Annotated in this window: 16 protein-coding genes and 1 pseudogene; 12 read left to right on the forward strand and 5 right to left on the reverse strand. The window is 42.5% G+C overall.

What is annotated here, in order from left to right:
- The first annotated feature begins 1 nt into the window (after nucleotide 1).
- The 4 genes from STO1_RS02870 (at nucleotide 2) to pyrE (ending at nucleotide 3,834) form a co-directional block, all read left to right on the forward strand.
- A complete protein-coding gene (locus STO1_RS02870; RefSeq protein ID WP_096421887.1) occupies nucleotides 2-1,060 on the forward strand; it encodes a UDP-N-acetylglucosamine--N-acetylmuramyl-(pentapeptide) pyrophosphoryl-undecaprenol N-acetylglucosamine transferase in 1,059 nt (352 codons plus the stop codon).
- Nucleotides 1,061-1,069: 9 nt separating this feature from the next.
- The gene (locus tag STO1_RS02875; protein WP_033605933.1) at nucleotides 1,070-2,221 is read left to right on the forward strand and encodes a cell division protein FtsQ/DivIB; all 1,152 of its coding nucleotides are present in this window, start codon (nucleotides 1,070-1,072) and stop codon (nucleotides 2,219-2,221) included.
- Between the two features lie 245 nt (nucleotides 2,222-2,466).
- Complete coding sequence (gene pyrF, locus STO1_RS02880; RefSeq protein WP_001209639.1) at nucleotides 2,467-3,162, forward strand: orotidine-5'-phosphate decarboxylase; 696 nt, start codon at nucleotides 2,467-2,469, stop codon at nucleotides 3,160-3,162.
- A 39-nt stretch (nucleotides 3,163-3,201) separates the two neighbouring features.
- Nucleotides 3,202-3,834 carry an orotate phosphoribosyltransferase gene (gene pyrE, locus STO1_RS02885; RefSeq protein WP_096421889.1) on the forward strand — a complete coding sequence of 211 codons (633 nt, stop codon included), beginning with the start codon at nucleotides 3,202-3,204 and terminating at the stop codon, nucleotides 3,832-3,834.
- Nucleotides 3,835-3,896: 62 nt separating this feature from the next.
- Here the strand turns inward: pyrE and STO1_RS02890 are convergent, their stop codons facing one another.
- From STO1_RS02890 to STO1_RS02905, 4 genes are read right to left on the reverse strand one after another with little or no spacing between them, the layout of a single operon-like run.
- Nucleotides 3,897-4,763 carry a cysteine ABC transporter substrate-binding protein gene (locus STO1_RS02890; protein WP_096421891.1) on the reverse strand — a complete coding sequence of 289 codons (867 nt, stop codon included), beginning with the start codon at nucleotides 4,761-4,763 and terminating at the stop codon, nucleotides 3,897-3,899.
- Nucleotides 4,764-4,774: 11 nt separating this feature from the next.
- Nucleotides 4,775-5,533, reverse strand: a complete 759-nt coding sequence (locus STO1_RS02895; protein ID WP_007520394.1) for an amino acid ABC transporter ATP-binding protein — start codon at nucleotides 5,531-5,533, stop codon at nucleotides 4,775-4,777.
- A complete protein-coding gene (locus tag STO1_RS02900) occupies nucleotides 5,534-6,211 on the reverse strand; it encodes an amino acid ABC transporter permease (protein ID WP_007520393.1) in 678 nt (225 codons plus the stop codon).
- Entirely contained in the window at nucleotides 6,171-6,851 is a 681-nt protein-coding gene (locus tag STO1_RS02905) for an amino acid ABC transporter permease (protein ID WP_096421893.1), read from the reverse strand. The genes STO1_RS02900 and STO1_RS02905 overlap by 41 nt, the downstream gene beginning before the upstream one ends.
- 215 nt (nucleotides 6,852-7,066) lie before the next feature.
- Here STO1_RS02905 and lctO point away from each other — a divergent pair, with 215 nt between their 5' ends.
- The 7 genes from lctO (at nucleotide 7,067) to manA (ending at nucleotide 14,948) form a co-directional block, all read left to right on the forward strand.
- Complete coding sequence (lctO, locus tag STO1_RS02910; RefSeq protein WP_096421895.1) at nucleotides 7,067-8,203, forward strand: L-lactate oxidase; 1,137 nt, start codon at nucleotides 7,067-7,069, stop codon at nucleotides 8,201-8,203.
- 162 nt (nucleotides 8,204-8,365) lie between these two features.
- Complete coding sequence (locus STO1_RS02915; RefSeq protein WP_045590778.1) at nucleotides 8,366-8,761, forward strand: CopY/TcrY family copper transport repressor; 396 nt, start codon at nucleotides 8,366-8,368, stop codon at nucleotides 8,759-8,761.
- A 10-nt stretch (nucleotides 8,762-8,771) separates the two neighbouring features.
- Entirely contained in the window at nucleotides 8,772-9,143 is a 372-nt protein-coding gene (locus tag STO1_RS02920) for a cupredoxin domain-containing protein (protein WP_045590779.1), read from the forward strand.
- Between the two features lie 9 nt (nucleotides 9,144-9,152).
- Entirely contained in the window at nucleotides 9,153-11,396 is a 2,244-nt protein-coding gene (locus STO1_RS02925; RefSeq protein WP_045590780.1) for a heavy metal translocating P-type ATPase, read from the forward strand.
- Nucleotides 11,397-11,608: 212 nt separating this feature from the next.
- Nucleotides 11,609-13,384 (forward strand): pyruvate oxidase, encoded by a 1,776-nt coding sequence (spxB, locus tag STO1_RS02930; protein WP_000191796.1) that lies wholly within the window; start codon nucleotides 11,609-11,611, stop codon nucleotides 13,382-13,384.
- Nucleotides 13,385-13,494: 110 nt separating this feature from the next.
- Nucleotides 13,495-13,842: a VOC family protein gene (locus STO1_RS02935; protein ID WP_084921436.1), complete on the forward strand. Its 348-nt coding sequence runs from the start codon at nucleotides 13,495-13,497 to the stop codon at nucleotides 13,840-13,842.
- Between the two features lie 161 nt (nucleotides 13,843-14,003).
- Complete coding sequence (manA, locus tag STO1_RS02940) at nucleotides 14,004-14,948, forward strand: mannose-6-phosphate isomerase, class I (protein WP_096422980.1); 945 nt, start codon at nucleotides 14,004-14,006, stop codon at nucleotides 14,946-14,948.
- 20 nt (nucleotides 14,949-14,968) lie between these two features.
- Here the strand turns inward: manA and STO1_RS02945 are convergent.
- Nucleotides 14,969-16,328: pseudogene (locus tag STO1_RS02945) on the reverse strand (sodium-dependent transporter).
- Between the two features lie 250 nt (nucleotides 16,329-16,578).
- On the opposite strand from STO1_RS02945, the gene STO1_RS02950 reads away from it, so the two are divergent.
- Nucleotides 16,579-17,319, forward strand: a complete 741-nt coding sequence (locus STO1_RS02950) for a MerR family transcriptional regulator (RefSeq protein WP_084939181.1) — start codon at nucleotides 16,579-16,581, stop codon at nucleotides 17,317-17,319.
- Nucleotides 17,320-17,345 lie beyond the last annotated feature (26 nt).

Genomic DNA, 17,345 nt, shown 5'->3' on the forward strand with positions numbered 1-17,345 from the left:
TATGAAAAAAATTGTCTTTACAGGTGGGGGGACGGTTGGACATGTCACCCTCAATCTTTTGTTAATGCCTAAGTTCATCGAAGACGGCTGGGAAGTTCATTATATCGGTGATAAACACGGAATCGAACACCAAGAAATCCTCAAGTCAGGTTTGAATGTGACCTTCCATTCTATTGCAACTGGGAAGTTGCGTCGCTATTTCTCTTGGCAAAATATGCTGGATGTCTTCAAAGTTGGTTGGGGAATTGTCCAATCCCTCTTTATCATGTTACGACTGCGTCCACAGGCTCTTTTTTCTAAGGGAGGATTTGTCTCAGTACCGCCGGTTATAGCTGCGCGTGTGTCAGGAGTACCTGTCTTTATTCACGAATCAGACCTATCTATGGGTTTGGCCAATAAAATTGCCTATAAATTTGCGACCAAGATGTATTCAACATTTGAGCAGGCTGCTGGTCTCGAAAAAGTCGAGCATGTGGGAGCAGTGACCAAGGTTTCGGACCAAAAAACTCCTGAACCAGATGAATTGGTGGATATCCAAACCCACTTTGATCTTAAATTGCCAACCGTATTATTTGTCGGAGGTTCTGCAGGAGCTCGTGTATTTAACCAATTGGTGACAGACCATAAAAAAGAGTTGACAGAGCGCTACAATATTATCAATTTAACTGGAGATTCAAACCTCAATGAGTTGAGTCAAAATCTCTTTCGTGTTGATTATGTGACCGATCTCTATCAACCCTTGATGGAGATGGCAGATGTGGTAGTGACGCGTGGTGGTGCCAATACGATTTTTGAACTCTTGGCCATGGCGAAACTCCATCTCATTGTTCCTCTTGGACGTGAGGCGAGCCGAGGAGATCAGATTGAAAATGCTGCCTATTTTGTTAAAAAGGGCTATGCAGCAGAACTCCAAGAGACAGAATTGACCTTGGAAAGCTTGGAGGAGAAAGTCAGTCACCTGCTTAGTCACAAGGATCAGTACCAAGCCAACATGAAGGCATCAACTGAATTGAAATCTCTTGCGGATTTTTACGATCTACTAAGAAAAGACCTATCATAAGGAATATCAATGTCAAAGGATAAGAAAAAAGAATCAAACCAGAAGCAAGAATTGTCTGAATGGCAGAAACGAAACCAGGAATACCTAAAGAAGAAGGCTGAGGAAGAAGCTGCCCTAGCTGAGGAGAAGGAAAAGGAAAAACAGGCTCGAATGGGGAAAAACTCTAAGTCGTTAGAGGAAAGTAAGAAGTCATCAAGTGATTCCGACCAGAACGAAACTGTTCCAGACGAAGAATCATCCGAAAAAGAAGAAAAATCTCAAAAGGATGATTCTAAAGTCAAAGAAGAAAAAGAGAAGAAAAAAGAAAAAACAGAGAAACCAGCCAAACCTAAAATTGCGCCTGTTCATATTTGGCGAGCTGTGAGTATCTTGGTACCGAGTGTCCTAGTCCTCCTTTTTTCAGTCTATCTGTTGACTCCACTTTCGACCATCAAAAATATCGAGGTTAAGGGAAATAGTAACACGCAGGCGGATGACATCAAACAGGCTTCTGGAATTCAAGATAGTGACTATACTTTAGCTCTATTGTTGGATAAAGAAACATACGCTGAGCGAATCAAGTCTAACCATTGGATAGAATCAGCGAAGATTGACTATCAATTTCCGACTAACTTTACGATTGAGGTTAAGGAGTTTGATATTGTCGGTTATTATGTGTCTGGTGAAGAGTATTATCCAATTCTTTCTAGTGGTGCGGTTGAGTCAACTCCTGTAAATCGCTTAAACTTGCCTGAGACTTATCTGACAGTTACCTTTAATGACGAGCAGCAGGTGAAGGATCTGATTTCGGGTCTTTCTAGCATCAGTGAGGATATCAAGAGTAAAATCCAGAAGATCGAACTAGCTCCAAGTAAGGCAACTGCCGATCTTCTAAAAATCACCATGCTGGATACAGATGAAATATTGGTTCCCTTGTCAGAGTTGAGTAAAAAATTGCCTTATTACAGCAAAATCAAGCCCCAATTGTCAGAACCGAGTGTAGTCGATATGGAAGCTGGAGTATACAGCTATACGATAGCGGATAAACTGATAGAAGAGGCTGAGGAAAAAGCCAAACAAGAGGCACAGGAAGCTGAGAAGAAAAAACAGGAAGAAGAAAAGAAAAAACAAGAAGAACAGAGAAATCAAAGCCAAACGAGCCAGCAATCACAGAGTCGTTAGACTAACTTTTCCTCTTGATTTTGAATGGTATAGAAGTCCAGTTTCGAGTTTTTGCTTGACAAGTCCTACTATAAATAATAGAATAGAAAAAAACCTTTAAAGCAGTCCAGAGAGGCAGCTAAGGTTAGACGGTGAAAGGGTGAACTCTACCCATTTTTCGTGGAACCTTGCTGTTGGCAGGTTCCTTTTTTCGTGGTTTATTTTTGACCATACTCTCTTGCTCTTAAAGGTAAAAGGAGAAAGGTATGCGTGAATATCGTCCAGTTATTGCTCTTGATTTTCCTAGTTTTGAGGCAGTCAAGGAATTTTTATCTCTTTTCCCAGTAGAAGAAAGTCTTTATCTAAAAGTAGGGATGGAGCTTTATTATGCGGAAGGTCCAGAAGTTGTCCGTTATTTGAAGTCACTGGGGCATAGTGTCTTTTTGGACCTTAAGCTACATGACATTCCAAATACAGTCAAATCTGCTATGAAGGTCTTATCTCAGCTTGGTGTAGACATGACCAATGTTCATGCTGCTGGGGGTGTAGAGATGATGAAGGCTGCGCGTGAAGGTCTTGGAAAAGAAGCAAAATTGATTGCTGTCACTCAATTGACTTCAACTTCTGAAGAACAAATGAGAGACTTTCAAAATATCCAAACCAGTCTTCAAGAATCGGTCATTCACTATGCCAAGAAGACAGCTGAAGCGGGCTTGGACGGTGTCGTTTGCTCAGCTCAGGAAGTCAAGCTTATCAAAGAAGCAACAAGCAAAGATTTTATCTGTTTGACACCGGGAATTCGTCCAGCGGGAGCTGCGGTAGGAGACCAAAAACGTGTCATGACGCCAGCGGACGCCTATCAAATCGGTAGTGACTATATCGTAGTGGGACGTCCTATTACCCAAGCTGAGGATCCTGTTGTAGCTTATCATGCTATCAAGAATGAATGGAACCAAGACTGAAATTAAAGAAATAGATTATAAAAACAAAAGGAGAATACTATGACACTTGCTAAAGATATCGCTAGCCACCTCTTGAAAATCCAAGCCGTTTACCTCAAACCAGAGGAGCCTTTCACTTGGGCATCTGGTATCAAATCGCCGATTTATACTGACAACCGTGTGACGCTTGCCTATCCAGAAACTCGTACCCTAATTGAAAATGGTTTTGTGGAAGCTATTAAAGCAGAATTTCCAGAAGTAGAAGTGATTGCAGGAACTGCGACAGCAGGAATTCCTCACGGAGCTATTATCGCTGACAAGATGAACTTGCCTTTTGCCTACATCCGCAGCAAACCAAAAGATCACGGAGCTGGTAATCAAATCGAAGGCCGTGTAGCTCAAGGGCAAAAGATGGTTGTTGTTGAAGACCTCATTTCAACGGGTGGGTCTGTTCTTGAAGCCGTAGCAGCTGCTAAACGTGAAGGAGCCGATGTTCTTGGTGTCGTAGCGATTTTCAGCTATCAATTGCCAAAAGCAGATAAGAATTTTGCGGAAGCTGGTGTGAAATTGGTGACACTTTCAAACTACAGTGAGCTGATCCATCTAGCCCAAGAAGAAGGTTATATCACGCCAGAAGGACTCGACCTCCTAAAACGCTTTAAAGAAGACCAAGAAAATTGGCAAAATGCCTAAAACATAGAAAATCAGGTAGTCACTAGGATTACCTGATTTCTTTTTGTTATGTTTATTAGATGTTAGTCTACTTTTCCACCTTCAACAACTAGATCATCTGCCTTAGCAGCGTCACCGTAGGTTGGGTGAAGTGTTTTTTCATAAGCTTTGTGGAAGAAGTTTTCTTTACCAAGTTTTTCAATTTCTTGGTTGATGTAGTCGAGTAGTTCTTGGTTACCTTTTTGGACTGCTGGCGCAATAGTATCTGGATCTCCGAGGGAAGAAATTCCGACTTCATATCCTTTGTTTTCAAGTGCCCAAGCTAGGACTTCCGTATTGTCAGTAGAGAAGGCATCTCCACGTCCGTCAAGAAGGGCTTGGTAGGCATCGCTATATTGGTCGTATTTTTGGAGTTTTACTTCTGGGTGATTTTTCTCAAAATAAGTTTCAGCAGTCGTTCCCTTTGTAACAATCAAGGTTTTGCCTTCTAATTCTTTAACGTCTTTGATGACTTTATCTTTTGGTGACACGACACCGAGGGAAACTTTCATGTAAGGAAGGGCAAAATCAACTTGCTTCTTTCGTTCGTCAGTAACTGTGAAGTTGGCAAGGGTGATATCCACCTTGTTTGAAATCAAGTATTCAGCGCGGTTGGCAGCATCAACAGAGACGTATTTAACCTTTACTCCCAAGTCTTGGGCTAATTGGTTACCCAATTCGATATCGTATCCTTGGTAGGAACCGTCGTTGTCAACATAACCAAATGGTTTTTTGTCACCAAATACCGCGATTCGAAGCTCACCGCTTTTTTTGATTTCGTCGATAGTGCGGGCCTTGGCGGTTTTTTTTCCTGATGAAGCATCAGAGCTTCCACTTGAGCTACAAGCTGTGACAAAGATAAGCGCAAAGGCTAGGGCAAAAACAGTTAGAATTGGTTTGAGTAGTTTCATAAAAATCTCCTTTATAGATATGAGCCGAACTGGCTAAAGTCAAAGACGTTTAAAAATTCCTGTGCTCGTTTGGTTTGTGGATTAGTGAAGAATTCCTGAGCCGTTCCTTCTTCAGCGATTTTCCCTTGGTCGAGAAAGATTATCCGATCTGCAATAGCTTGGGCAAACTGCATTTCGTGGGTTACCAGAATCATGGTGCGCCCTTCTTGAGCCAAGTCATTGATGAGTTCCAGAACTTCACGCACCATTTCTGGATCCAGTGAAGCCGTCACTTCGTCAAAGAGGATAATTTCTGGATGCATGAGCAGGGCACGGACAATCGCCACTCGTTGTTTCTGTCCACCAGATAATTGGCGAGCAAAACTGTCTTTTTTATCGAGCAAACCCACACGTTCCAGTAGTTGCAAGGCTTCTTCCGTTACTTCCTTCTTGTCTCTTCCCTGAGCCTTGATAGGACCAAGGACGAGGTTTTGTAGAACATCCAAATGGGGAAAGAGTTCATAACTTTGAAAGACCATGCCAATCTTTTGGCGAACTAGGTGAAAATCTTTTTTATTTGCAACGATAGACTGACCATCCAGCAGGATATCTCCACCTTGAATACTTTCTAAGCCATTAAGGCAACGAAGGAGGGTACTTTTCCCACAACCAGATGGACCCAGAATAACCACAACTTCCCCTTTTTTGATATCTAGAGAAAGTCCTTGGAGGATGGGATTGTCTCCAAAGGATTTTTTGAGTTCCTTGATTTCTAAGATAGTTTCAGACATTTAATTCCTCCAATGTTTTTCCAGGTGAGTGGATAGTTTGGAAATAGGAAAACAGACTGCGAAATACAGGACCAGAATGGTTCCATAAATCCAAAAGGAAGCGGTTGGGATGGTCAGGCGATTGCTATCGATGATTTGTTGTCCAACCTTGGTCACTTCAACAACCCCAATCAAGACAACCAAGGAAGTGGTTTTGATCATCCGAGTAACAAGATTGATGGCTTGTGGCAGCAATCTTCTCAAAACCTGTGGGATGATGATATGATAGTAAAGTTGAACATTGGTCAAGCCGAGCGCCTGTCCACTTTCAAACTGATGCTTAGGAAGGGAAGTGATAGCTCCACGGACCAAGTCCCCCATTTCAGCTGTTCCCCAGAGGGTGAAAACAATAATAGCTGAAGTCTCACCTGAGATATTGATATTAAAGTTTCGAGCCAAGCCAAAGTAAACGATGAAGAGCAACACCAGCTGGGGCATGATACGGATGAATTCCAGATACAATCGTGTCAAGAAGCGTACGACTCTAGAATGGGAGGTCATGACAATTCCCATGACTGTTCCGAACATCATGGATAAGAGGACAGACAGGATGGATATCCCAATCGTGACACCCAATCCCTGTAAGATTCTCAGGAGATTATTTCCCTGAAAGAGTACTTGAATTCCCGAATCCTGCATGGCGGAGCCTCCTTTCTATCCAGCTAAAGACCAGTGAGATGGGGAGAAGCATCATCAGATAAGCAACTACCAACATAGCTAGCGCAATGTCTGTCTCATAGTAGAGCCCAATCAAGTCCTTGGCGACGTACATGAGGTCGGCCAAAGCCACTGCTGAGAAAACAGAGGTTTCCTTGATGAGGAAAATGACATTGGCACTAAAAGACGGTAGGGCCACCGCTGTTGCTTGCGGCAGAACCACGTAGCGAAAAACTTGAAACGGTGTAAGCCCAATGGCTAAACCAATCTCATGCTGAGTTTGACTGACTGCTTCCAGTCCGCTTCTGAAAGATTCAGCCATATAGGAGCCTCCTAAAAAAACCAGTCCTAAAGTGGCACAGACTTCTGAAGATAGGACAATCCCAATTCGGGGAAGACCGAAGTAGAGAAAGAAGAGTTGAATCAAAAGGGGCGTATTACGCGATAATTCAATGTAGGCTGTCGCTACTTGCGCAAAAACAGGAATTCGATAATGTCGGATGATACTAACGATTAAACCGAGCAGAAAGGATCCCAAAATTCCCCAAACTGCAATATGCAAGGTTAGAAGGAATGCCTTTTGATATAGTGGTAGATATTGTTCAACAATGGACCAATCCAAAAATAAAACCTCCCATCTAGAAATAATACAGTTATTGTAGCACTTAAAATCTCCTTTGGATAATATCTATTTTTTATTGCCGTTATAGGGATTTTTTATCATAGCCATAATCTTTCTGAAATTTCCAAACAAAATATTTGAAAAGTGTTGAAAAAAGCGTTAAAATATTTCTGTAATATACAAAGTAAACGCTTACTTATCAAGGAGGACATTTTATGTCATACAAAACAAGCAATGCAGAAGGACCTGTAGATTTCATCAATACCTATGATTTGGAGCCAATGGCGCAACAAGTTATTCCTAAAGCAGCATTTGGCTATATCGCCAGTGGGGCGGAAGATACTTTCACTTTGCGGGAGAATATCCGCGCCTTTAACCACAAGCTCATCGTTCCTCATACGCTTTGTGATGTTGAAAATCCAAGTACAGAGATTGAATTTGCAGGTGAAAAATTATCTTCACCAATTATTATGGCGCCTGTTGCGGCTCATAAATTAGCAAATGAACAGGGTGAAGTGGCGACTGCGCGTGGTGTGCATGAGTTCGGTTCCCTCTATACAACCAGCTCTTACTCTACTGTAGACCTCCCAGAAATTACGGAAGCCCTTCAAGGGACACCTCACTGGTTCCAATTTTACTTTAGTAAGGATGACGGGATCAACCGCCACATCATGGACCGTGTGAAGGCTGAAGGCTACAAAGCGATTGTCTTGACGGCGGACGCTACTGTAGGGGGCAATCGTGAGGTCGACAAGCGTAATGGATTCATCTTCCCAGTTGGCATGCCCATTGTTGAAGAATACCTTCCAGAAGGAGCTGGTAAATCAATGGACTTTGTTTACAAATCAGCTAAACAACGACTATCTCCACGAGATGTAGAATTTATCGCTGAATACTCAGGATTACCAGTTTACGTTAAAGGACCACAATGCCGCGAGGACGTTGAACGTTCGCTTGCTGCAGGAGCTTCTGGTATTTGGGTAACCAACCACGGTGGTCGCCAAATCGACGGTGGACCAGCATCCTTTGACTCGCTTCAAGAAGTGGCTGAAGCAGTTGATAAACGAGTACCAATTGTCTTTGACTCTGGTGTTCGTCGCGGTCAGCACGTCTTTAAAGCCTTGGCTTCAGGAGCAGACTTGGTAGCCATTGGCCGCCCTGTAATCTATGGTTTGGCTCTCGGTGGTAGTGTTGGTGTGCGTCAAGTCTTTGAACACTTGAATGCAGAATTGAAGACAGTCATGCAGTTGTCTGGAACTCAGACTATTGAGGATGTCAAACACTTCAAACTCCGTCACAACCCATACAACCCAACCTTCCCAGTTGACCCACGTGACTTAAAATTGTATTGATAAAGTAGAAAGCCTCCACCTTATGTGGAGGTTTTTGATGTTTTGGAATGTGTTTAACATTTCTAGTGCTATATAAAAATCAATTTTCATAGTTGACAAATGTAGATTTTTGAGGTATACTGATAATTGTAATCGACAAATGTAGATTTAGGAGGAATAACAATGCAGATTTCAGATGCAGAATGGCAGGTCATGAAGATTATCTGGATGCAGGGCGAGCAGACCAGTAGCGATTTGATCAGGGTTCTGGCGGAACGGTTTGACTGGTCCAAGTCAACCATTCAAACTCTTTTGGCTCGTTTGGTTGAGAAAGAGTGTCTGACAAGGAAAAAAGTGGGCAAGTCCTTTGTTTATTCGGCGCTTTTAACTCTAGACCAAAGCCGAGACTTGCTTGTCCAAGATATCAAGGACAAGGTTTGTTCTCGTAGGATTAAGAACTTGTTGGCTGATTTGATTGCTGAATGTGATTTTACTCAGGCTGACTTGGAAGACTTAGAAGCTGTGATTTCTGAGAAGAAATCAAGCGCTGTAACAGAAGTAAAATGTAATTGTATGTAAAGGAGACGTCATGTTAAATAGTATTGTAACCATTATTTGTATTGCCCTTATCGCGTTTATCTTGATTTGGTTTTTCAAAAAGCCTGAAAAATCTGGACAAAAGGCTCAGCAAAAAAAGGGCTACCAAGAGATTCGAGTGGAAGTCAAAGGGGGATATACGCCTGAGTTGATTATTCTTAAGAAATCAGTGCCAGCCCGTATTGTCTTTGACCGTAAGGACCCTTCACCCTGCCTAGATCAGATTGTTTTCCCAGATTTTGGAGTGCATGCGGACTTGCCTATGGGTGAAGAGTATGTAGTGGAAATCACACCTGAACAGGCTGGAGAGTTTGGCTTTGCATGTGGCATGAATATGATGCACGGCAAGATGATTGTAGAGTAGGAGGAAATGATGACTGAAATTGTGAAAGCAAGCCTGGAAAATGGCATTCAAAAAATCCGTATCACAGCTGAAAAAGGCTATCACCCAGCCCATATCCAGCTCCAAAAAGGGATTCCCGCTGAAATTACCTTTCATCGTGCCACCCCTTCAAACTGTTACAAGGAAATTCTTTTTGAAGAAGAAGGCATCTTGGAACCAATCGGAGTAGACGAGGAAAAGGTCATTCGTTTTACACCTCAAGAGTTGGGGAAACATGAATTCTCATGTGGAATGAAGATGCAAAAGGGAAGTTATACCGTAGTTGAGAAGACTCGAAAATCTTTATCACTTTTACAGCGTTTTTGGATTACCAGTATCTTTACTGTGCCTCTTGTGATTCTCATGATTGGGATGTTGACAGGCAGCATTAGTCACCAAGTCATGCATTGGGGAACCTTTCTAGCCACAACGCCTATTATGTTAGTAGCAGGTGGTCCTTATATCCAAAGCGCTTGGGCCAGCTTTAAAAAACACAATGCCAATATGGATACCTTGGTTGCTTTGGGAACTCTAGTGGCTTATCTCTATAGTCTAGTTGCCCTCTTTGCTGGTCTCCCTGTCTACTTTGAAAGTGCTGGATTTATCCTCTTCTTCGTTCTTTTGGGGGCAGTTTTTGAAGAGAAAATGAGGAAAAATACTTCCCAAGCTGTGGAGAAACTACTGGATTTGCAGGCTAAAACAGCGGAAGTCTTGCGTGATGATAGCTATGTTCAAGTTCCCTTGGACCAAGTCAAGGTAGGCGACCTGGTTCGAGTGCGTCCAGGTGAAAAGATTGCAGTTGATGGTGTCGTAGTGGAAGGTGTGTCCAGCATAGATGAATCCATGGTGACAGGTGAGAGCCTGCCAGTGGACAAGACAGTTGGAGATACTGTCATTGGCTCAACTATCAATAATAGCGGAACGCTTATTTTTAGGGCAGAAAAGGTTGGCTCAGAGACTGTTTTGGCACAGATTGTAGACTTTGTAAAGAAAGCTCAGACTAGCCGCGCACCGATTCAGGACTTGACGGATAAGATTTCAGGGATTTTTGTCCCAGCAGTTGTCATTTTAGGAATCGTGACCTTTTGGGTTTGGTTCGTTTTGCTCAGGGATAGTGTAGTCGTGCTTGGAGCTAGCTTTGTGTCTTCTCTTCTCTATGGAGTTGCGGTTTTGATTATTGCCTGCCCTTGTGCCTTGGGTCTTGCAACACCGACAGCTCTTATGGTAGGGACAGGACGCAGTGCCAAAATGGGGGTTCTTCTCAAAAATGGAACAGTCTTACAGGAAATTCAGAAAGTCCAAACTATTGTGTTTGATAAGACAGGGACTTTGACGGAAGGAAAACCAGTGGTCACTGATATCATTGGCGATGAGACAGAAGTGCTCGGCTTAGCTGCCTCCTTGGAAGAAGCTTCTCAACACCCACTGGCTGAGGCTGTTGTCAAGAGAGCAAGTGAAGCTGGACTTGAGTTTCAAACTGTCGAAAATTTCCAAGCCTTGCACGGAAAAGGTGTTTCAGGGCAAATAGCTGGGAAACAAGTCTTACTTGGAAATGCTAAAATGCTAGATAGTATGGATATTTCCAGCGCTTATCAGGAAAAACTAGAAGAACTAGAAAAAGAAGCTAAGACAGTTGTTTTCTTGGCTGTTGATAATGAAATCAAAGGCTTGCTTGCTTTGCAAGATATTCCCAAGGAAAATGCTAAGCTAGCCATCAGTCAGTTGAAAAAACGTGGTCTTAAAACAGTCATGCTGACAGGAGATAATGCTGGTGTGGCGCGTGCTATTGCAGATCAAATCGGAATCGAAGAGGTCATTGCAGGCGTCCTACCAGAAGAAAAAGCCCATGAAATCCATAAACTACAAGCAGCTGGGAAAGTAGCCTTTGTTGGTGATGGCATCAATGATGCTCCTGCCCTCAGTGTAGCAGATGTGGGGATTGCTATGGGAGCTGGAACGGATATCGCCATCGAGTCAGCAGATTTAGTGTTGACAACTAATAACCTCCTAGGAGTGGTTCGTGCCTTTGACATGAGTAAGAAAACCTTTAACCGTATTCTGCTCAATCTTTTCTGGGCCTTTATCTACAATGTCGTCGGAATTCCGATTGCAGCAGGAATCTTTTCTGGTGTTGGATTGGCCCTCAATCCAGAACTGGCGGGTCTAGCCATGGCCTTTAGTTCTGTATCTGTTCTGACCAGTTCACTCTTACTAAACTTTAGTAAAATAGACTAAAAGCGAGCTTGCTCGCTTTTTATTATAAAACAGTCACATAAAACGTTTTCAAACTGTACTGTAATAGAGAATAAAAATTTCTGAGCACATTCTTAGGAGACCCAAAACAAATGTGGTAAAGTAGTAGAGTAAAAATTTGCTGAAACGTTTCCAAATAATATATGAAAACGGATGAATCAAGTTTTAAAAATATTTGAAGGAGAGTTATCATTATGACTCAAGGGAAAATTACTGCATCTGCAGCAATGCTTAATGTATTGAAAACATGGGGCGTAGATACAATCTACGGTATCCCATCAGGAACACTCAGCTCATTGATGGATGCTTTGGCTGAAGACAAAGATATCCGCTTCTTGCAAGTTCGCCACGAAGAAACAGGTGCTCTTGCAGCGGTAATGCAAGCTAAATTCGGCGGCTCAATCGGGGTTGCTGTTGGTTCAGGTGGTCCAGGTGCGACTCACTTGATTAACGGTGTTTACGATGCAGCTATGGATAACACTCCATTCCTTGCTATCCTTGGATCACGTCCAGTTAACGAACTCAACATGGATGCCTTCCAAGAATTGAACCAAAACCCAATGTACAACGGTATCGCTGTCTACAACAAACGTGTAGCTTACGCTGAGCAATTGCCAAAAGTAATTGACGAAGCTTGCCGTGCTGCAGTTTCTAAAAAAGGTCCAGCTGTTGTTGAAATCCCAGTAAACTTCGGTTTCCAAGAAATCGACGAAAACTCATACTACGGATCAGGTTCTTACGAACGTCGCTTCATCGCTCCTGCTTTGAACGAAGTTGAAATTGACAAAGCAGTTGAGATCTTGAACAATGCGGAACGTCCAGTTATCTACGCTGGTTTCGGTGGAGTTGGTGCTGGTGATGTCATCACTGAATTGTCACGTAAGATCAAAGCACCAATCATCACAACTGGTAAAAACTTCGAAGCCTTTGAATGGGACTACGAAGGTTTGACAGGTTCTGCTTACCGTGTTGGTTGGAAACCAGCCAACGAAGTGGTCTTTGAAGCAGACACCGTTCTTTTCCTTGGTTCAAACTTCCCATTTGCTGAAGTTTACGAAGCCTTCAAGAACACTGAAAAATTCATCCAAGTTGATATTGACCCTTACAAACTTGGTAAACGTCATGCCCTTGATGCTTCTATCCTTGGTGATGCAGGTCAAGCAGCGAAAGCAATCCTTGACAAAGTAAACCCAGTAGAATCTACTCCATGGTGGCGTGCAAACGTTAAGAACAACCAAAACTGGCGTGATTACATGAACAAACTCGAAGGTAAAACTGAGGGTGAATTGCAATTGTACCAAGTTTACAATGCTATCAATAAACATGCTGATCAAGACGCTATCTACTCAATCGACGTAGGTGACACTACTCAAACATCTACTCGTCACCTTCACATGACACCTAAGAACATGTGGCGTACATCTCCACTCTTTGCGACAATGGGTATTGCCCTTCCTGGTGGTATCGCTGCTAAAAAAGACAATCCAGATCGCCAAGTATGGAACATCATGGGTGACGGTGCATTCAACATGTGCTACCCAGACGTGATCACAAACGTTCAATACGACCTTCCAGTTATCAACGTTATCTTCTCAAATGGTAAATATGCCTTCATCAAGGACAAATACGAAGACACAAATAAACACTTGTTTGGTTGTGACTTCACAAACGCTGACTACGCAAAAATTGCTGAAGCACAAGGTGCTGTTGGATTTACAGTTGATCGTATCGAAGACATCGACGCAGTTGTTGCAGAAGCTGTGAAACTCAACAAAGAAGGTAAAACTGTTGTTATCGATGCTCGCATCACGCAACACCGTCCACTTCCAGTAGAAGTACTTGAATTGGATCCAAAACTTCACTCAGAAGAAGCAATCAAAGCCTTCAAGGAAAAATACGAAGCAGAAGAACTCGTACCATTCCGCCTCTTCTTGGAAGAAGAAGGATTGCAATCACGCGCAATCAAATAATTTCTCTCATCGAAAATCAAAGGTAAACTTTGTAGATTTTATTCTTTGATTTTCTTAGAGCAGAACTTGAAAAGATCGGAGCAATCCGGTCTTTTTCTGGAGGATAGTAAATGAATTTAAATCAATTAGATATCATCGTTTCAAATGTTCCTCAAGTCTGTGCCGACTTGGAGCGTATTTTGGATAAAAAAGCCGATTATGTTGACGACAGTTTTGCACAGTTCACGATTGGCAGTCACTGCCTCATGTTGTCTCAAAATCATTTGATTCCTTTGGAAAACTTTCAGTCAGGAATCATTCTTCATATCGAGGTTGAGGATGTAGATCAGAACTACCAACGGTTGAAAGAGCTTGGTATCCAGGTTTTAAACGGTCCAGTTGTAACCGATTGGGGAACCGAAAGCCTGTTAGTTGGAGGCCCTTCCGGACTAGTGCTTGATTTTTATCGTATGAAATAAGGGCATAGTAGAGTTTGAACGCCAACAAAAGTTATAGCATATGAGGGGATTTCTTCACTATTTTTATAAAATCTTCTCCCTAATTTATAAGATATGAAAAAGAGTTCTAATGGAACTCTTTTTTTGCTATAATGAAAGGAGAAAACAGACAGGAGATCGACATGTCAGAACCATTATTTTTAAAATCAGTTATGCAAGAAAAAATCTGGGGTGGAACCAAGCTACGTGATGAGTTTGGTTACGACATTCCAAGTGAAAAAATCGGAGAATACTGGGCTATCTCAGCTCATCCAAATGGAGTTTCTAAGGTAGCCAATGGTCGCTACGAGGGAACAGACCTAGCAACTTTGTATGCGGAACACCGTGAGTTGTTTGGCAACCGTCCAGAACCTGTGTTTCCACTCTTGACCAAAATCCTCGATGCCAATGACTGGCTCAGTGTTCAAGTTCACCCAGACGATGCCTATGGACTAGAGCATGAAGGCGAACTTGGAAAAACAGAATGCTGGTATATCATCGCAGCGGATGAAGGATCAGAGATTATCTATGGTCATAATGCCAAATCAAAAGAAGAACTTCGCCAGCAAATCGAAGACAAGAACTGGGATGCCTTACTGACAAAAGTGCCAGTTAAGGCTGGAGATTTCTTCTATGTACCAAGTGGTACCATGCACGCTATCGGTGCAGGTATCTTGATTCTTGAAACCCAGCAGTCTAGTGACACTACCTACCGTGTCTATGACTTTGACCGCAAGGATGACAAGGGCAACTTGCGTGAACTTCATCTTGAAAAATCCATTGATGTTTTAAACATTGGAGAACCTGCCAATAGCCGACCTGTCACTGTCAAAGCAGATGATCTACGTTCCACTCTCCTTGTATCCAATGATTTCTTCGCAGTTTACAAGTGGGAAATCACTGGAAAAGTTGACTTTGAAAAGACAGCTGACTACAGCTTGTTGAGTGTCTTAGCCGGTCAAGGTCACCTCACTGTTGATGGAAAAAACTATCCGATTCAAAAAGGGAGCCACTTTATCCTACCAAGTGATGTTGAAACTTGGACCTTGGAAGGGCAAGGTTTGGAATTGATTGTTAGCCATCCATAAAAAGAAAGGGCCTGAGTTTACTACTCAAGTCCTTTTTGATTACATAAATTGGGCGATAAAAACCACAATGATGATAATAGGAATGATGAAACGAAGGAGGAAAAGCCAGACTTGGAAAAGTCCTTGTTTCCATGCTCTTTCATCAAGATGCAGTTCCTCCATGGCAAGGGCCTTTTTAAAGATATAGCCAGTAAAAAGAGACAGACAGAGAGCCCCAAAGGGCATGAGGAGGTTGGAAACCAAGAAGTCCATAGCATCAAAGAAGGTCTTTCCAAAAATGTGAACATCTGCCATAACACCGTAAGATAGGGCTGAAGGAATGCCAAAAACAAAGGTCAAGATTCCTAAAATGGCACTCCACTTAGCACGTTTGCTGTTGTCCTGGTTGGTGATATTGCCCACATTGATTTCCAGCATCACGACAGAAGAAGTAACCGTCGCAAAGAGGAAGAGCAAGAGGAAAAGAATGTAGAAAATAGTTCCAAAAGGCATCTTGTCAAAGAGTTGGGGCAAGACGATAAAGAGCAAGCTTGGTCCCCCTTCAGACTGAATATTGAAGGCTGACATGGCTGGGAAAATGGCTAGTCCCGCCATGATGGATACCGATATGTTCATGGCTACGATGGAAATCCCTGACTGGACCAGATTGGTTTTCTTGTCCAAGTAGGACGCATAAGTCAGCATGGCTGTCACCCCTAGTGAGAGGGCAAAGAAAGATTGACCCAGAGCATAGAGGAGACCAGCGCTGGTTAGTTTTGAAAAGTCTGGTTTGAGGAAGTAAAGAACGCCTTCCATGGCATTTGGTAAGCTGAGCGAGCGCCCAATGATCACGACAAAGATGATAAAGAGCAGGGGCATCATGACTTTCGAGGCTCTTTCAATCCCTTTTTGAACCCCACGTGATACAATAAAGATATTCAACAAGATAAAGGCAGCTTGTGCGCCAAGGGCAATGGCTGGATTTGAAATGATTGAAGTAAATAACTGAGCATAATCACCCGTTCCACCAAGTTGGAACAATTTCCTAAACTCAATACCCAGATAAACCAGAATCCAACCTCCAATGACACTGTAAAAGGAGAGAAGGATAAAGAGGGCAAAGGCACCAATCCAACCGATAAAGTTGTACTTGTTATTGTTGCCAAGTTTTCCAAAGGTTTTGATAGCGGAAACGCCAGCACTACGACCTAGGGCAAACTCAGCCAGCAGGAGCGGGAAACCGATTAAAATAGTGGAAATGAGAAAGACCAGTAAAAAGCCTCCCCCGCCATTAGCAGCAGTCATGTAGGGAAACTTCCAAACGGATCCAAGTCCGATAGCTGAGCCAGCAGATGCTAGGATAAAGCCAAGTTTCGAGCCCCATTGCGATTTTTCTGACATAGTTAAACTCCAATCTCCTTTTTTAAATAAGAAAAGGCTACTTGAGTTGTCAAATAGCCTTCTCTCAATGGCTCTTTATGAGCCTTTTGTTTGATTGATAGACTTGACTATCCTATCATGTTTTCTGATGTCTGTCAAGAAAACCATTTTCAAGTTTTCACACCTTTCTCAAAAAGTTAAAAATTTTTCGCAAAAACACTTGACTCTGACCTAAGGGGAGGGGTTATACTATGCTTGTAAGGAGGAAATCATGTACCATATAAAAGAAGCTGCGCAGCTTTCAGGTGTCTCTGTTAAGACTCTGCATCACTACGATAAGATAGGGCTCTTGGTTCCCTTAAAGTTGGAAAACGGCTATCGAACCTATAGTAAAGAGGATTTGGAACGCCTTCAGGTTATTCTGTATTATAAATATCTAGGTTTTTCTTTAGAAAAAATAGCAGAGCTGTTAAAGGAAGAAAGGGCAGATTTATTGCCCCATTTGACTAAGCAGTTGGAGTATTTGACTCGAGAAAGGCAACACCTGGATACCTTGATTTCCACCTTGAAAAAAACCATTCAAGATCAAAAAGGAGAAAGAAAAATGACTATTGAAGAAAAATTCACTGGATTTAGCTATCAAGACAATCAAAAATACCACCAAGAAGCGGTAGAAAAATATGGTCAAGAAGTCATGGATCAAGCCTTCGAACGCCAAAAAGGTCGTGAAGATGAGTCTACGGCCGCCTTTAACCAAGTTTTTCAATCCTTGGCACAAAACCTTCAAGCTGGTTTACCTGCAACAGCAATTGAAAACCAAGAGCAAGCTGTCAAGCTCTTGCAAGCCATTCGTACTTATGGATTTGACTGCTCTATTGAAGTCTTCGGACATATCGGTAAAGGCTACGTCTGCAACCCAGAGTTCAAGGAAAATATTGACAAGTTTGGATCTGGTACAGCCCAGTACACATCAGATGTCATTGCAGCTTACGTTCGAACAAATGCAGAATAAATAGGCTAGGAATTTCCGAGCCTATT

Source organism: Streptococcus oralis subsp. tigurinus, assembly GCF_002356415.1.
In the GTDB taxonomy this organism is placed as follows: Bacteria; Bacillota; Bacilli; order Lactobacillales; family Streptococcaceae; genus Streptococcus; species Streptococcus oralis_F.

What these genes read in the sequence shown, in the direction of transcription:
- STO1_RS02870 (WP_096421887.1), top strand. Translation starts at nt 2, where the DNA reads ATGAAAAAAATTGTCTTTACAGGTGGGGGGACGGTTGGACATGTCACC.
- STO1_RS02875 (WP_033605933.1), top strand. Translation starts at nt 1,070, where the DNA reads ATGTCAAAGGATAAGAAAAAAGAATCAAACCAGAAGCAAGAATTGTCT.
- pyrF (WP_001209639.1), top strand. Translation starts at nt 2,467, where the DNA reads ATGCGTGAATATCGTCCAGTTATTGCTCTTGATTTTCCTAGTTTTGAG.
- pyrE (WP_096421889.1), top strand. Translation starts at nt 3,202, where the DNA reads ATGACACTTGCTAAAGATATCGCTAGCCACCTCTTGAAAATCCAAGCC.
- STO1_RS02890 (WP_096421891.1), bottom strand. Translation starts at nt 4,763, where the DNA reads ATGAAACTACTCAAACCAATTCTAACTGTTTTTGCCCTAGCCTTTGCG.
- STO1_RS02895 (WP_007520394.1), bottom strand. Translation starts at nt 5,533, where the DNA reads ATGTCTGAAACTATCTTAGAAATCAAGGAACTCAAAAAATCCTTTGGA.
- STO1_RS02900 (WP_007520393.1), bottom strand. Translation starts at nt 6,211, where the DNA reads ATGCAGGATTCGGGAATTCAAGTACTCTTTCAGGGAAATAATCTCCTG.
- lctO (WP_096421895.1), top strand. Translation starts at nt 7,067, where the DNA reads ATGTCATACAAAACAAGCAATGCAGAAGGACCTGTAGATTTCATCAAT.
- STO1_RS02915 (WP_045590778.1), top strand. Translation starts at nt 8,366, where the DNA reads ATGCAGATTTCAGATGCAGAATGGCAGGTCATGAAGATTATCTGGATG.
- STO1_RS02920 (WP_045590779.1), top strand. Translation starts at nt 8,772, where the DNA reads ATGTTAAATAGTATTGTAACCATTATTTGTATTGCCCTTATCGCGTTT.
- STO1_RS02925 (WP_045590780.1), top strand. Translation starts at nt 9,153, where the DNA reads ATGACTGAAATTGTGAAAGCAAGCCTGGAAAATGGCATTCAAAAAATC.
- spxB (WP_000191796.1), top strand. Translation starts at nt 11,609, where the DNA reads ATGACTCAAGGGAAAATTACTGCATCTGCAGCAATGCTTAATGTATTG.
- STO1_RS02935 (WP_084921436.1), top strand. Translation starts at nt 13,495, where the DNA reads ATGAATTTAAATCAATTAGATATCATCGTTTCAAATGTTCCTCAAGTC.
- manA (WP_096422980.1), top strand. Translation starts at nt 14,004, where the DNA reads ATGTCAGAACCATTATTTTTAAAATCAGTTATGCAAGAAAAAATCTGG.
- STO1_RS02950 (WP_084939181.1), top strand. Translation starts at nt 16,579, where the DNA reads ATGTACCATATAAAAGAAGCTGCGCAGCTTTCAGGTGTCTCTGTTAAG.